The sequence below is a fragment of the Microbacterium aurantiacum genome (assembly GCF_021654035.1).
GTDB classification, from domain to species: Bacteria; Actinomycetota; Actinomycetes; order Actinomycetales; family Microbacteriaceae; genus Microbacterium; species Microbacterium aurantiacum.
In genome coordinates, this window is the sequence record NZ_JAJPDW010000001.1 from 394,398 (window position 1) to 408,414 (window position 14,017).

The window sequence follows — 14,017 nt, forward strand, 5'->3', positions numbered from 1 at the left end:
ACCGTGAAGGTATGACCGACATCGCCGCTTCCCCGCCCGCTCGACCTCCACGCGCCGTGCGTCCGCTGCGCGTGGCCGGCGCGGCCCTCCAGCTGTCCGCCCTCGCCGTCGTGGGACCGGTGGTCTTCACGATCCTCGGCGTGCTCCTGGGCGTCGGGATCGGGCTCGTCCCCGTGATCGGGATCGGCCTGCTCCTCCTCCTCGGCTTCGTCTACGGACTCTTCGCGCTGGCGTTCCTCGAGTACGCGCGCGTCGACGGGCTGTACGACCTGTCGCTCCCCGCCGTCCGACCGCGCACGAGCGGACGCCCCGGGTTCGGCGGATTCGTGCGGACGATCTGGGCGCAGTTCACCGACCCCCTCATGTGGCGCGGGGTCGCCAGCGCCGCGGTGGCGACCGTCCTCGGGTTCATCGTCCTCGCCGCCGCCTCCATCCTCGTCTCCGGCATCGCCGTCGCCTTCTCCCCGCTCTACGCCGACGGTACCGACGCGGTCCGTCTGGAGCGCACCCCCTTCGACATCCCCGTCTCGCTGGGCGTCCCGCTGGGCCTCCTCGCCGTCCTGCTCTCCGCCGCCGCGATCGTGGGGGTCGCCCTCCTCCACGGCGTCATCGCCCGGGCGATCCTCGTCCCCTCCCGCGAAGGAGCGCTCGCCGAGCAGGCGCGCACCTCCTCCGCCCAACGCGCCGGCGCGGTGCGTGCCGCCGACCTCGAGCGCACCCGCATCGAGCGCGACCTCCACGACGGGGTGCAGCCGCGCCTGGTGTCGGTGGGGATGACGCTCGGGCTCGCGCAGCAGAAGATCGACTCCGATCCGGATGCCGCCAAGACCCTCCTCGCCGAGGCGCACACCTCGACGAAGGCGGCCATCACCGAGCTCCGTCAGCTCGCCCGCGGCATCCACACCTCCGTGCTGGACGATCGCGGACTGGATGCCGCACTCTCGGCGCTCGCCGCCCGTTCGCACGTGCCCGTCGCGCTCGACGTGCGCATCGATGAGCGGTGCAGCAAGACGGCGGAGACCGCGGCCTACTTCGTGATCGCGGAGGCACTGACCAATGCCGCGAAGCACTCGCGGGCGTCCGAGTGTCGCGTGGTGGTGCGCCAGCGCGAGGGCGGCATCCTGTGGGCCCGCGTCGAGGACAACGGCATCGGCGGCGCCCGCATCGTCCCGGGTGGGGGCCTCGACGGCATCGCCAACCGCGTTCTCGGCGCCGGCGGAGAGTTCCGCCTCGACAGTCCCGTCGGCGGTCCGACCGCCCTGGAGGTGAGCATCCCGTGCGCATCCTGATCTGCGAGGACTCCGTCCTCCTCCGCGAGGGACTCTCGCGCCTGCTCGCGGATGCCGGACACGACATCGTCGCCGCGCTCCCCGACGCCACCGATCTGGAGGTGACGGTCGCCGCATCGGAGCCCGCCCTGTGCATCCTCGACGTGCGGCTCCCGCCGACGGGGACCGACGAGGGGATCCGCGCAGCGCTGGCGCTCCGTCGCGATCGGCCCGAACTCCCGGTGCTCGTCCTGTCGCAGTACGTCGAGGAGCGCTACGCCAGCGAACTCATCGCGGGCCGCGGCGGCGCCCTCGGCTACCTCCTCAAGGACCGCGTCGCCGACGTGGCGGAGTTCCTCGAGACCGTCGAGGCGATCGGTTCGGGTGCGACGATCTTCGACCCCGAAGTCGTCGCCCAGCTCCTCGGCCGCCGCACCCGCGACGAGCGGATGCAGCGCCTCACCGATCGCGAATCCACGGTGCTCGCCCTCATCGCCGAGGGTCGGTCCAACCAGGCGATCGCCCGGACACTGCACGTCAGCGAGGGCAGCGTCGAGAAGCACATCACCGCGGTGTTCCAGAAGCTCGATCTCGAGCAGGACGAGGCGGGCAACCGTCGGGTCCTCGCCGCGCTCGCCCACATCGCCCACGGGGCGCCCACCCAGACAGGAGACCCCTCATGACCACCTCGACCTCGCGTGTGATCGCGATCCTCACCGCCGCCCTGGGCGGTGCCGTCGTCATCGGCGCCGTCACCACCACCGCGATGTCGACCGTCGCGTCGGCGTCGACATCCTCGTCCACGCAGGACGTGACCGTCGCGGGGGTGGATCAGATCGATCTCGACCTCGCCGCCGGCGACATGCGCGTCGAGTTCACCGATGTCGCCCGAGCGGAGCTCCGCGTGGACGGCGGACCGGATGCCGATCGCTGGACCTTCGAACGCGACGGCGACGTGCTCCGGGTCGCCTCTCCGTCTCGCGGCGGCCCGTGGAACTGGGGCTGGGGCTGGAACCTCGAGGAAAGCTCGGCGGTGCTCACCCTGCCCCGCGAGCTCGCCGGCGTCGACGGAGCCTTCGACCTCGCGGCGGGCGACCTGGATGTCGAGGGCGATTTCGGCGCTCTGGAGATCTCCCTCGGGGCCGGGGACGCGCGTGTTGACGGGTCCGCTCGCGAGGTCGAGGCCGAGATCTCGGCCGGCCGCGCGACGCTGACCCTCGCCGACGTCGACGATGCCGACCTGAGCGTCTCGGCGGGCGCTCTCGAGGGCACCTTCACCGGAGCTGCGCCGCGCGCGGTCGACATCGACGTCAGCGCCGGTTCGCTCGAGCTCACGCTGCCCGATGAGGCGTACCGCGTGACGTCCGACGTGTCGGCCGGGACGGTGGACAACCGCCTGTCGACGGCGACGGATGCCGCGCGCACGGTCTCGGTCCAGCTGACCGCGGGTCAGGTCGTGCTCCGAGCGGAGTGACACCTCCGTCGCGCCTCAGGTGTCGGCGGCGTCCGTGCGCGGATGCCGGCGTACCGGTCTGCGCGAGGGAGCCTCCGCGATGGACCCGCGGAGGCGAACCCTCGCGTAGATCACCGCCCCGGCACCACCGCAGATCGCGAGGATGGCAAGCGCGACTGCGGCGGCGGTCAGGTTCAGGGCCCCTACCCATCCGGCGATCGGATAGGTGATAAGGAAACAGGCGTGTGAGAGGGCGAACTGGGCGGTGTACACCAGGTTCCGGTCGGCCGGCGTGGAGGCATCGGCGAGCAGCCGGGACGAGGGCGTGTTCACCAGCGACGTCCCCATCCCGAGAACGCTCCAGGTGACCAACAGGGGAATCCAGCCGGCGCCCGTGAACGCCGCTATCACGGTGACCGCGACAGCGGCGACGAGACCGGCGACGATCACGCTTGCGCCCGTGACCATCGTACGGATCACACCGAGCCGGCCGACGAGCCACGGGATGGCGAGTGCGACAACGAGCGAGCCGATCCCGAAGCAGGCGAGCGCGAGCGCGAGGGCGGCGTCTCCCCGCTGGAACACGCCGCGGGCGTAGACGACCGAGTTCACCAGGACGATCGCGGTGCCGGCCGCGACGACGATGTTGGTGAGCATCAGGAAGCGGAGCGTCGGAGTGCGGACGAACACCTTCGCGCCCGCGGGCAAACGCTGCCAGAACCTCATCGCCGGTCCGTCGTCGGGGCGAGCGGGGAGGCGGGAGACCAGCACAAGGAGCGCGGAGCCGGTGAAGCCGATCGCGGTGCCGACGAACAGGTTGTGGTAGCTGATCAGAGTCAGGAGCACCGCGGCGATTGCCGGGCTCAGCAACGCTTCGAGATCGTATGCGAGCCGCGACAGCGACAGTGCCCGTGTGTATTCGTCCGGATCCGGAAGGATCGCGGGGATGAGGGACTGGAAGGCGGGGGTGAAGGTCGCGGAGGCGGACTGCAGGACGAAGACCAGTGCGTAGATCTGCCAGGCCTCGGTCACGAACGGCAACAGCAACGCGATCGCGAGACGCACCAGGTCCGCGCCGATCAGCACGGCCTTCTTCGGCAGTCGATCCACGACCGCGGCGATCAGCGGGGCGACCCCGACATAGGCGATCATCTTGATCGTCAGTGCCGTGCCGAGCACTGATCCGGCGGCGTCGCCGGCGATGTCGAAGGCGAGCAATCCCAGTGCGACGGTCAGCAGGCCCGTGCCGAGCAGCGCGATCACCTGCGCCGCGAAGAGTTTCGCGTACGTGCCGTTGCGCAGGACCCGCAGCATCAGCGGGCTATCGCCGGGCCGCGGCGCGCATGCGGGGTCGGCACGATCTGTGTGCGTCGCGGCTTCGCCCCGTGCTGCGGAACCGCGGCGGGTGACATTGCGCCGGTCACGTCTGGGCGGAGGCGACGCCGGCGGCGAACCCGTCGGCGTAGGCCTCATCCGCGCCCTGGCGGAACATGTCGCGCTCGGCGGGGCGCACGATGGAGCGGGCGCCGGGGAGGTCGAGGGAGCCGACGAGGTCGCCGCGTCCGCGGACGATCGCGACGGGACGTCGGGTCGCTTTGCCCTTGACGAGGTCGGCGGCGCCGGCGATCTCGTCGGCCACCGCGGGCATGGTCACCACGAGAGGCCGGCCCTCGGCATCCGTCTGTCCGCGCAGGTCCTCGAAGACGTGGATGCCGGCGGCGCCGATGGCGTGATCGGTCTGGCCTTCACGCCACGCGCGGCCCAGAGTGTCGGAGATCACCACGCCCACCTCGACCCCGAGCCGCTCGCGCAGCCCCCGGGCGAGGGCGCGGGCCGAGGCATCCGGATCTACGGGAAGGAGGAGCACGGTGCCCTCGGGGGTGTTCGACGCGTCGACGCCCGCGGCCGCCGAGACGATCCCCAGGCGGTTCTCGACGATGCGGGTGACGTGCCCACCGGGCGCGGTGCGACGCGCGACGAGGCGGACCGTCTCGGCGGTGATGGCCTCTTCGCGATCGGCGGCGGTGAGGAAGCGTCCTTCGGCTTTGGAGACGATCTTCGACGTGACGACGAGGATGTCACCGTCGGCGAGGGTGTCGCCGACGCGCGCGGCGATCGTTTCGACGAGGTCGGTGCCCGCGGCGATCTCAGGGATGCCGTCGAGGGCCCAGACCTGCAGCACAGTTGTCGGTGCGCGGCTCAGCGGACGAAGCGGACCTCGGTGAGCGTCTCACCGAGGAAGGGCTCCGTGTGGTTGGCGCCGTCGAGGCTGAAGCCGTTGCGCGTATAGAAGCGGTGCGCGCGCGGGTTGTCATCGGCGACCCAGAGGTAGGCCTCTTCGTCGGCGCCGATGACCGCGTCGAACAGCTTCTGGCCGATGCCGGTGCCGTGGTGCGCGTCGAGGAGGTAGATGAAGTACAGCTCGCGGTTGCGCGGGGCGTCCTTGTCGCGCGCGGGGCCGGATCCGGCGAAGCCGACGATCTCGCCGTCGACGAGGGCGGCGAACATCCGGAAGTCGGGTCCCTGCACGGCCCAGTGGGTCCAGAGTTCAGCCATGCGTCGCGGGGAGATCTTCTCCAGCGCGGCCTTGCTGATGAGGTGGTCGTAGGTTTCGTGCCAGCAGGTGGCGTGGACGCGACCGAGAGCTTCGGCGTCGACGTCGCGCACCGGACGGACGACGATGTCGGTCTGGGTTTCTGCTTCCATGCGGCGACTCTACGCTCGCCGCGACGGCGGGAGAAATCGACCGGATGCCGTCGCGCGAGGCATCGGGGCGGTTGTCGTCGATCGACAAACGAATCCGGCATCCTCTCGTCGATCACTACGATCACTGCTCGTGAATGTGATCTGGCGGACTCTTCTGGTCATTTGGCGTGCGCGACGCGCGTTGCGTCGCGACGGCGCTGCGCCGACCGGCGCGATCGGACGCATCCGGCTGCGGACGCTCCCCACCGATGTCGATGTTCTGCGGCACATGAACAACGGGCGGTATCTGTCGCTGTTCGACCTCGGGCGCTGGGATCTGCTGACGCGCACCGGGCTGCTCGAGACGATGCGTCGGAACGGCTGGTACGCGGTGGTGTCGAGCGAGACGATCACGTTCCGGAAGTCGTTGGACCTCGGGCAGCGCTTCGACGTCGAGACGCGGCTGGTCGGGCACGATGATCGGGCGCTGTACGTCGAGCATCGTGCGGTCGTGGAGGGCGAGGTCTACGCCCGGGCGGTGGTGCGGGCACGCATGCTGAAGCGCTCGGGCGGCACGCTGTCGCACGACGAGCTCTTCGCCGCGACCGGCCGACCGGATGATCTCGGCGAGGTGGAGCCGTGGGTGCACGAGTGGGCGCGCGCGTCCGCGCTGCCCTCCACTCGTGCGGAGGCGCCGAGCGTCTGGTCCTGACGCGACGTCACGCGGACGCATCCGTCGGTGTCTTCCGGCTCGTATTCATACTCGAAGATCGGTGACAGTCTCCGACATTCGAGACGAAGATCGATCCGATGGAGGCGTGCGGCTATCCGGCGCGTGCCGCCGCGGCAGCGGCCATCGCGGCTTCGTCCGGTTCCGGAACGACCGTGAGTCCCGCGGGGGAGTTGGCGGCCTTCGACAGGGCGTCCAGCCATGCGGGGTTCAGCTTCGGGGACCGGCTGCCGAAGTACTCGAAGACGATCGACACGTGCGGGCTCAGCCAGACGGACGTGCGACCCATGCCACTGCGCATGGGGTCGGTCCAGGTGAAGGAAAAGGTCTCGCTGCGCCGGAGCTTGCTCCAGATCACAGCCTGCAGATGGGCGAGGACTCGATCGTCGAAGGAGACAGTGACTTTCGAGTCATACGTGAACGTGCCCATCCACCCAGATTATCCTGCCGATGCGCGTCAGGACGCGACACGAGCGAGCATGATACTCGCTCGAGTCGCGTTTGTCTGGTGTTGCTCGGATCCTGGCCCCTTGCCACTCTGGACCCATGCCGAATACGCCTCTGCTCGCCCGCGATCTGCGCTCGGCGCTCGCGGAGAAGCGGGTGGAGGTGTTCTACCAGCCGATCTTCGACCTGGCGACGTGGTCGCCGATCGCGCTTCCCGTCGGGGTCGAGGCCCTTTCGCGCTGGCGGCATCGGGCCGTGGGCGACGTCCCGCCCTCGCGGTTCATCCAGATCGCCCACGATCGCGGCTTCCTGGATGAGGTCGATACGCACGTGGTGACCACTGCGGGGTGGCAGGTCGGCGCGTGGCGGACCGCCGGACACGAGGTGGGTCTGTCCATCAACGCGGCGGCGATCCATTTTCTCGAGCGCGCAGACGCACCCGACTACGTCGACATCGTCCTCGCACAGTTGCGCGCGCTACGGATCCCCCCGCATCTGCTGACGATCGAGGTCATCGAGTCGCCCGCGCCGCAGTTCATCACCGAGATGGCCGATGGGCTTGCGCGGCTGAGGGAAGCGGGGATCGCGATCTCCGTCGACGACTTCGGCGCCGGAGACACCACGCTGGAGATGCTGGAGCGACTCGACGTCGATGAGGTCAAGATCGATCGGTCTCTGATCATCCGTGAGGACGCCGAGTCCGACGAGATCATCTCCGCCGTGGTAGAGGTGGCCCACCGGCGCGGCATGCGCGTGGTCGCCGAAGGCATCGAGACGCCCGCTCACCTCGACAAGGCCCGGCACTGCGGCTGCGACCGCGGCCAGGGATTCCTGCTCGCCCGGCCCATGCCGGCCGCGGGCGTCGACCGGCTGCTCGCGGGCCTCCCGCCCCGCGACTACAGCGCGGGATAGGGCTCGAGGTCGTCTTCGTCGCCACCAACGCTGTCGCCGACGTCGATCTGGCTCCACGTGACGGGCATGCCCGGGGAGAACAGGATGTCGATGCCGGGGCCTCCGCGCAGCGGCGGGATGTTGACGTATCCGCCGCCGGCCTGGATCGCCTTGAGGATCTCCTCCTTCAGCCGGGTCACCGGCTCGGGGAGGAAGTAGTCGCGGCCGTCGACGGTCAGTCGGTTCACAATCGCCATCGTTCCAGCCTACCCAGCGTCGTGCGTGCCGTCCCGGTATCGCCGTAGTATCGACGCGATGGGTATTCTGCACTACGGTTCTCCCTCGACGGAGTTCCCGATCGACGACCGCACGCTGGCACACCTGGAACTGGTGATCCTCGCGAAGCTCCGCCGACAGGAGAGCGTGGCCTTCGCCGTCGTCGACGACGTCACCGGGCGCCGCCAGGCCATGTGGATCTCGCCGGCCGCGGACGTGCGCTTCGAGTACGAGGGCCCGATGCCCGAGATCAACCGCCTGTGGCTGCAGGAGCTCGTCGAGACGGCGAACTCCCCGGGTGGGCTGAAGATCGTGCCCGAGCCGTCGCTCCCCACCGCCTGACAGCCCGACGCCCGCGGGCCCGACTCTCAGCGCGAGGTGCGGCCGCGTCCGTCCCGCTTCGCGCGGTACATCGCGGCATCCGCCGACGACAGCACGTCGGCCGCGGTGACGCCGGACTCCGCCGGCGCGGTCCCCGCGGACGCCGACACCGTCACGCGCAGATCGCCGACGGAGATCGGGCGCGAGATCGCGCGGATGAGGCGCGACGCGATGGGCGTGGCCTCCTCCACGTCGACGCACACCATGACGAACTCGTCGCCGCCGAGTCGCGCGATGATGTCGCTGGAACGGGCGAGTCCCGCGAGCCGCTTGCCGACCGTGGCGAGCACGACGTCGCCGACCTCGTGCCCGTGGGTGTCGTTGATCTGCTTGAAGTTGTCGAGATCGAGGAAGATCACGGACACCGGCTTGCTCGCGGACTGGAGGAGATCGTCGAGGCGCGATGCGAGGAACCGGCGGTTGTGGAGCCCGGTCAGCGAGTCGCGGAGCGCGAGCTCAGCCAGCTCGGCCTGACTGCGCGCGCCGATAGCGGTGTGGATGTCGGCGGCGAGGGCGAAGGCGTCCGAGACGTGCGGGCCCCACGGGGCGCAGCGACCGGTGACGCTCTCCCGCCACGAGGAGAAGGAGCGGCGCGGCGACAGCGGGGTGTCGCGGTTCGATGCCGACTGGTCGCCCAGCCAGTCGACGGTGCGCGACACCTCGCCGCGCACGAACGCCAGGTGGCCGGCGTCGCCGATCGCCACCACGATGAGTCCGGCGACTTCGGGAATCTGCGGCGCGAGGTCGGGGTGCGTCAGGGAGAGCGCCTCGGTGACGAAGCCGTCGCCGACCGCCTCGATGACCGGCAGCAGGCGTTCGGGCGTCGGCACCATTCCGAGGGTGTGCACCCGGTCGTTGAGCATGAGCACGACCCCGTCGGCGGGAATGAGGTCGAGGACGGTGCGGGAGCGCTCGAAAAGCACTTCGGGGATCTCGAACGCGCCGTAGAGCGGAGCGGTCAGGGCGGCGCGCTGCTCGCGTACCGCGAGCTGCCTGCGCAGGTCCGTCATCTGCTCGGCCGCGCTCAGCTGCAGGGCGACCTGGCTGGCGAGCACCTCGATCGACCGGCGCAGCAGCACCGGGAGGCGGCGCGGGGTGCGGTGCGCGCAGGTGATGAGTCCGACCAGCGTGTCGTCGGCGATGAGGGCGAACGACACCGTCGCGGCCTGACCCATGTTCCTCATGAACTGCAGGTGGTGGGGCGACACCGCGCGCAGTTCGGCCGGCCCGAGGTTGAGTTCGTCGGTGACGCCGGGAAGGCTCTGCAGGCCCTGGCCCGGATCGAGGGTGTCGGCGATGACCCGCGAGCGCTTCTCGAAGTACAGCGCGCGCGCCTGCGGCGGGATGTCGGAGGAGGGGAAGTGGAGCCCGAAGTACGGTTCCATGTCGGGCTCGCGCGCCTCCGCGGCGACCTGACCGTGCCCGTCCGCGTGGAACTGGTAGCACATGACCCGGTCGAAGCCGGTGATGGTCTTGAGCTCCTCGACCGCGCGCTGACGGAGCTCATCGGCGTCCTTGATCGTGGCCAAGCGCTGAATGGCGCTGACGACGGGGAGTCGGGCGTACTCGAAGTCGGGGACGGCCTCGAGCTCGACCAGGAGGGGGGTGCTTCCGCGGTGGACGATGGCGTCGAACGCCCGCCCGTCGACGGAGACGCGGACGGGGTCGATGGCGGCGCCGTTGGTGACCGCCCACGCCAGCCGCTCATCGTCGGCGTCCTGGATGTGGCGACCGAGCCAGTGGGCGCGGTCATCGCTTGCGACGACGATCGTTCCGGTCTGCTCGTCGATGCCGATCAGCGAGCCGAACGACTGGATGCGTCCGATCTCGCGAAGCTCCTCGGTGCTGCATTCGCGCAGGCGACGGACTTCGGCCTCGTCGAACGCGGGCAGGTCGGGGAATGACAGGGCGGGCGAATCCGTCACCGCACCTCCTTAAGGGGGTCGAGCTCAACGGCGTCACCCGCAAGGCTCTTCCATGGTAAGCGCGTTTTCCGCGAATCGGCGGGGAGGTGTGATGAGGTGGGGTCTGTCCCCGAATCCTCCGCGGAAGGAGAGCGCCTGTGTCGTCCGACGCCGTGTCCACGAACGAGGTCGTCGCTCTGGCGGAGAGATGGGTGCGCGAGGCCGCGGAGGCGGTCGTGGACCCCGCTGCCGCACGGCTCGCCGGCGTGCTGAAGGACCCGCGAGGTCTGCCCTTCACGATGGGCTTCGTCGACGGTGTGATGCGCCCCGAGAGCCTCGGGGCCGCGGCATCGCGCCTCCATCAGGTGGCTCCGCTCGTGCCGGATTTCCTGCCGTGGTACCTCCGGCAGGCGGTGCGCGCCGGCGGCGTGGTCGCCCCCCTGCTCCCGGCTCCGGTGGTGCCGATCGCGCGGCGGGTGCTGCGCGAGATGGTCGGGCATCTCGTCATCGACGCACGTCCCGAGAAGCTCGGGCCCGCGATCGCGGAGCTGCGCGCCTCCGGCGCACGCCTGAACCTGAACCTCCTCGGGGAGGCGGTGCTCGGTGAAGCCGAGGCGCGACGCCGGCTCGACGGGATCCACGACCTGATCCGACGCGACGACGTCGACTACGTCTCGGTGAAGGTGTCGGCCATCGTCAGCCACATCTCGATGTGGGCGTTCGCCGAGACGGTCGACACGGTCGTCGAGCGCCTCCTTCCCCTCTATCTGAGCGCGGCGGAGGACGGCACCTTCATCAACCTCGATATGGAGGAGTACCGCGACCTCGACCTCACGATCGCGGTGTTCACCCGGTTGCTCGAGGATCCGCGGCTGGTCGACCTCGAGGCCGGGATCGTGCTGCAGGCGTATCTGCCGGACGCGCTCGGCGCGGTGGCGGAGCTGTCGGCGTGGGCGAAGACGCGCGTTGCGGCGGGCGGGGCCCGCATCAAGGTGCGGCTGGTCAAGGGTGCGAACCTCGCCATGGAGCGGGTGGATGCGGTCCTCCACGGCTGGACCCCCGCACCCCACGCGTCCAAGCTCGACACCGACGCGAACTACCTGCGGTGCCTGCGCTACCTCCTCGACCCGGCGCGGACCGCGGCGGTGCGAGTCGGGGTCGCCGGACACAACCTCTTCGACATCGCCTACGCCTGGCTGCTCGCGGGCGAGCGCGGGGTCCGCGACGACATCGAGTTCGAGATGCTCCTGGGGATGGCGCAGGGGCAGATCGAGGCCGTGCGCCGCGAGGTCGGTCCGGTGCTGCTGTACGTCCCCGTCGTCCGCCCCGACGAGTTCGACGTCGCCATCAGCTACCTCGTGCGGCGCCTGGAGGAGAACGCCTCGAGCGAGAACTTTCTCTCCGCCGCCTTCGACCTCGCCGACGACCCCGCCCTCTTCACGCGCGAGCGCGAGCGGTTCGAGGCCTCCCTGGTGCGGGCCGACGACGAGACGCTCCCGGTCGGTCCCACCCGCCGGCAGGACCGCGGGGCCGAGGCCGGTGAAGAACGCGGGACGGATGCCGTGTTCCCGGCCTCTTCCGACATCGACACGCCGCTGGATCCCGCGGGTTTGACGCAGGTCGTGCTCGGGATCTCGCGCGGCGCTGCGGCGGACCCCGGGGAGACGGCGCCGGTGGTGCCGGTCGGCGCCGAGCTGATGTTCGGCGGCGAGGCGTTCGTGGAGACCGCGGTGTTCTCCGAGCGCGAATCCGGCGGCTCGACCGCCGGCGCCCCGGGCTTCCGCAACACTCCCGACACCGACCCGGCGCTCCCGGCGAACCGCGAGTGGGCCGAGGCGGTCCTCGCCCGCGTCTCGACCTCCCGGGCGGGGGATGACACCGTCGCCGCCGCACGCGTCGATGACGCCGCGGACCTCGAGGCGACGATCGCGCGCGTGCGCGAGGCCGGCGCGTCGTGGGGTGCGCTCCCCGCGACCGAGCGCGCGGAGGTCCTCGCCCGCGCGGCGCGCGAGCTCGAGGCGCGCCGGGGCCTGTTGATCGAGGTCGCCGCGAGCGAGACGGGGAAGGTGTTCGCCGAAGCGGATGTCGAGGTCAGCGAAGCGGTCGACTTCGCCGCGTACTACGCCTCGACCGCGCGCGAGCTCGACCGGGTGAGCGGAGCGGTGTTCGTCCCGTCCCGGCTCACTGTCGTCGCGCCGCCGTGGAACTTCCCCCTCGCCATCCCGGCCGGCGGTGTGCTCGCCGCGCTCGCGGCCGGGTCGGGGGTCGTCTTCAAGCCCGCACCCCAGGCGCGGCGCTGCGCCGCGGTGATCGCCGAGGCGCTCTGGGCGGCCGGCATCCCGCGGGCCGTGCTCGCCCTGGTGGACCTGGATGAGAAAGAGCTCGGGCAGACTCTCATCGCCCATCCCGATGTCGACCGGGTGATCCTGACCGGATCGTTCGAGACCGCGGCGCTCTTCCGCTCGTGGCGCGAGGACCTCCCGCTCCTGGCCGAGACGAGCGGCAAGAACGCGATGATCGTCATGCCCTCCGCCGACCTCGACCTCGCCGTCGGCGACCTGGTCAAGAGCGCGTTCGGGCACGCGGGGCAGAAGTGCTCCGCGGCGTCGCTGGCGATCCTCGTCGGTCCCGTCGCGCGCTCGCGACGCTTCCTCCGTCAGCTCGAGGACGCCACGCGCTCCCTCCGCGTCGGACCGCCGACCGATCCCCGGAGCGAGATGGGCCCCGTCATCGAGCCCCCGCACGGCAAGCTCGACTGGGCGCTGCGGACCCTCGACGAGGGCGAGAAGTGGCTCGTCCGACCGACCCTCCGCCCGCCCGTCGATCTCGACGGGGGCTATGCGGGGCGGCTGTGGACACCCGGCATCCGCACGAACGTCCGCCCGGGATCGCGCTTCCACCTCGAGGAGTTCTTCGGCCCGATCCTCGGGCTCATGCACGCCTCGAACCTGGACAAGGCGATCGAGCTGCAGAACGCCGTGGAGTACGGGCTCACCGCGGGTCTGTACACACAGGATGCCCGCGACCTCCGCCGCTGGCTCGAGAGCGTCGAGGCCGGAAACCTGTACGTCAACCGCGGGATCACCGGTGCGATCGTCCAGCGCCAGCCGTTCGGCGGGTGGAAGCGCTCGTCCGTCGGCGCGGGAGCGAAGGCCGGCGGCCCGAACTACCTCGTGGGGCTCGGGTCGTGGCGCGCGACGTCCGGCGGGCCGGCGTCGACGACCCTGCACCTGCGCGGGCTCGACTCGCGCATCACGACGCTCATCGAGGCGGCCCAGCCGTCGCTGGACTACCCCTCGTTCGAGTGGCTGCGTCGCGCGGCCCTCTCCGACGCGATCTGGTGGGACCGCGAGTTCGGTCGGGTCAAGGACGTCTCGGGACTCGGCGTCGAGCGGAACCTCTTCCGCTACCGACCGGTCGCCCGCATCGGCATCCGTGCCGCCGGTGATGCCTCGTGGCACGCCCTGCTGCGGGTGGTGGTGGCCGGCATCCGCTGCGGCTCCGCGTTCACGGTCAGCGCCCCGGTCGGGCTCCCCGCCGCGGTCCGCCGGGCGCTCGGCGACCTCGGCATCACCGTCTTCGTCGAGACCGAGGATGAGTGGGTCCAGCGCACCGCTGGTCGCGCCACGGAGCAGGTCGCGCACGGCGAGGGGGAGGCGACGGATGCCGAGGCCGCCATCGCGGACGCGCTCGCCGGACCGCGTCCCGAGCGCGTGCGGCTGATCGGCTCGGCCGACGCGGTGGACGCGGCGCGTCGCGCGCTCGCGGCGGCAACCGGTGGGGATCCCGACATCGCCGTCTACGCTGACGAGGTCACCACGGCGGGGCGGCTCGAGCTCCTGCCGTTCCTCCGCGAGCAGTCGGTCACGATCACCGCGCATCGCTTCGGCACGCCCGACCCCTGGAGTGCCGACGTGATCTGAGCGCCGTGGCGCGTCATCCGCATGTAAAAAATTCTTGACGTGGCAACGGTGGCGGGTCT

At 70.8% G+C, this 14,017-nt stretch carries 13 protein-coding genes; 7 read left to right on the forward strand and 6 right to left on the reverse strand.

From position 1 onward, the window contains the following. The first annotated feature begins 11 nt into the window (after positions 1-11). The 3 genes from LTL01_RS01930 to LTL01_RS01940 are packed head-to-tail and all read left to right on the forward strand — an operon-like array spanning position 12 to position 2,742. The gene (locus tag LTL01_RS01930; RefSeq protein ID WP_236967181.1) at positions 12-1,289 is read left to right on the forward strand and encodes a sensor histidine kinase; all 1,278 of its coding nucleotides are present in this window, start codon (positions 12-14) and stop codon (positions 1,287-1,289) included. Continuing rightward, the gene (locus tag LTL01_RS01935) at positions 1,277-1,951 is read left to right on the forward strand and encodes a response regulator (protein WP_236967182.1); all 675 of its coding nucleotides are present in this window, start codon (positions 1,277-1,279) and stop codon (positions 1,949-1,951) included. Before LTL01_RS01930 ends, LTL01_RS01935 begins: the two co-directional genes overlap by 13 nt. Next, positions 1,948-2,742 (forward strand): DUF4097 family beta strand repeat-containing protein, encoded by a 795-nt coding sequence (locus tag LTL01_RS01940; protein ID WP_236967183.1) that lies wholly within the window; start codon positions 1,948-1,950, stop codon positions 2,740-2,742. The genes LTL01_RS01935 and LTL01_RS01940 overlap by 4 nt, the downstream gene beginning before the upstream one ends. Positions 2,743-2,757: 15 nt before the next feature. On the opposite strand, the gene LTL01_RS01945 is transcribed toward LTL01_RS01940, so the two are convergent. The 3 genes from LTL01_RS01945 to LTL01_RS01955 all read right to left on the reverse strand — a co-directional run bounded on the left by LTL01_RS01945 (position 2,758) and on the right by LTL01_RS01955 (position 5,427). Further along, positions 2,758-4,035, reverse strand: a complete 1,278-nt coding sequence (locus tag LTL01_RS01945) for an MFS transporter (protein ID WP_236967184.1) — start codon at positions 4,033-4,035, stop codon at positions 2,758-2,760. Between the two features lie 106 nt (positions 4,036-4,141). Continuing rightward, positions 4,142-4,903, reverse strand: coding sequence for a coenzyme F420-0:L-glutamate ligase (gene cofE / locus LTL01_RS01950; RefSeq protein ID WP_236967185.1), 762 nt, complete (start codon positions 4,901-4,903; stop codon positions 4,142-4,144). 17 nt (positions 4,904-4,920) lie between these two features. After that, entirely contained in the window at positions 4,921-5,427 is a 507-nt protein-coding gene (locus tag LTL01_RS01955; protein ID WP_236967186.1) for a GNAT family N-acetyltransferase, read from the reverse strand. A 130-nt stretch (positions 5,428-5,557) separates the two neighbouring features. Between LTL01_RS01955 and LTL01_RS01960 the strand changes: the two genes are divergently transcribed. Then, on the forward strand, positions 5,558-6,118 hold the full coding sequence (locus LTL01_RS01960) for an acyl-CoA thioesterase (protein WP_236967187.1): 561 nt from the start codon (positions 5,558-5,560) through the stop codon (positions 6,116-6,118). Between the two features lie 112 nt (positions 6,119-6,230). Here LTL01_RS01960 and LTL01_RS01965 read toward each other — a convergent pair whose 3' ends face one another. Then, a complete protein-coding gene (locus LTL01_RS01965) occupies positions 6,231-6,566 on the reverse strand; it encodes a DUF7882 family protein (RefSeq protein WP_236967188.1) in 336 nt (111 codons plus the stop codon). Positions 6,567-6,682: 116 nt separating this feature from the next. Between LTL01_RS01965 and LTL01_RS01970 the strand changes: the two genes are divergently transcribed. Further along, on the forward strand, positions 6,683-7,495 hold the full coding sequence (locus tag LTL01_RS01970) for an EAL domain-containing protein (protein WP_236967189.1): 813 nt from the start codon (positions 6,683-6,685) through the stop codon (positions 7,493-7,495). Here the strand turns inward: LTL01_RS01970 and LTL01_RS01975 are convergent. Then, complete coding sequence (locus tag LTL01_RS01975) at positions 7,480-7,731, reverse strand: hypothetical protein (protein WP_053547045.1); 252 nt, start codon at positions 7,729-7,731, stop codon at positions 7,480-7,482. The two genes, LTL01_RS01970 and LTL01_RS01975, sit on opposite strands and share 16 nt — an antisense overlap. A 58-nt stretch (positions 7,732-7,789) precedes the next feature. Here LTL01_RS01975 and LTL01_RS01980 point away from each other — a divergent pair, with 58 nt between their 5' ends. Next, positions 7,790-8,092 carry a DUF7882 family protein gene (locus tag LTL01_RS01980; RefSeq protein ID WP_236967190.1) on the forward strand — a complete coding sequence of 101 codons (303 nt, stop codon included), beginning with the start codon at positions 7,790-7,792 and terminating at the stop codon, positions 8,090-8,092. Positions 8,093-8,118: 26 nt separating this feature from the next. Here LTL01_RS01980 and LTL01_RS01985 read toward each other — a convergent pair whose 3' ends face one another. Further along, on the reverse strand, positions 8,119-10,056 hold the full coding sequence (locus LTL01_RS01985) for a bifunctional diguanylate cyclase/phosphodiesterase (RefSeq protein ID WP_236967191.1): 1,938 nt from the start codon (positions 10,054-10,056) through the stop codon (positions 8,119-8,121). Positions 10,057-10,193: 137 nt separating this feature from the next. On the opposite strand from LTL01_RS01985, the gene LTL01_RS01990 reads away from it, so the two are divergent. Continuing rightward, positions 10,194-13,958: a proline dehydrogenase family protein gene (locus LTL01_RS01990; protein WP_236967192.1), complete on the forward strand. Its 3,765-nt coding sequence runs from the start codon at positions 10,194-10,196 to the stop codon at positions 13,956-13,958. Positions 13,959-14,017: the final 59 nt, after the last annotated feature.

Coding starts and splice junctions, on each gene's coding strand:
- LTL01_RS01930 (WP_236967181.1), top strand. CDS start 12: ATGACCGACATCGCCGCTTCCCCGCCCGCTCGACCTCCACGCGCCGTG.
- LTL01_RS01940 (WP_236967183.1), top strand. CDS start 1,948: ATGACCACCTCGACCTCGCGTGTGATCGCGATCCTCACCGCCGCCCTG.
- LTL01_RS01945 (WP_236967184.1), bottom strand. CDS start 4,035: ATGCTGCGGGTCCTGCGCAACGGCACGTACGCGAAACTCTTCGCGGCG.
- LTL01_RS01955 (WP_236967186.1), bottom strand. CDS start 5,427: ATGGAAGCAGAAACCCAGACCGACATCGTCGTCCGTCCGGTGCGCGAC.
- LTL01_RS01965 (WP_236967188.1), bottom strand. CDS start 6,566: ATGGGCACGTTCACGTATGACTCGAAAGTCACTGTCTCCTTCGACGAT.
- LTL01_RS01970 (WP_236967189.1), top strand. CDS start 6,683: ATGCCGAATACGCCTCTGCTCGCCCGCGATCTGCGCTCGGCGCTCGCG.
- LTL01_RS01975 (WP_053547045.1), bottom strand. CDS start 7,731: ATGGCGATTGTGAACCGACTGACCGTCGACGGCCGCGACTACTTCCTC.
- LTL01_RS01980 (WP_236967190.1), top strand. CDS start 7,790: ATGGGTATTCTGCACTACGGTTCTCCCTCGACGGAGTTCCCGATCGAC.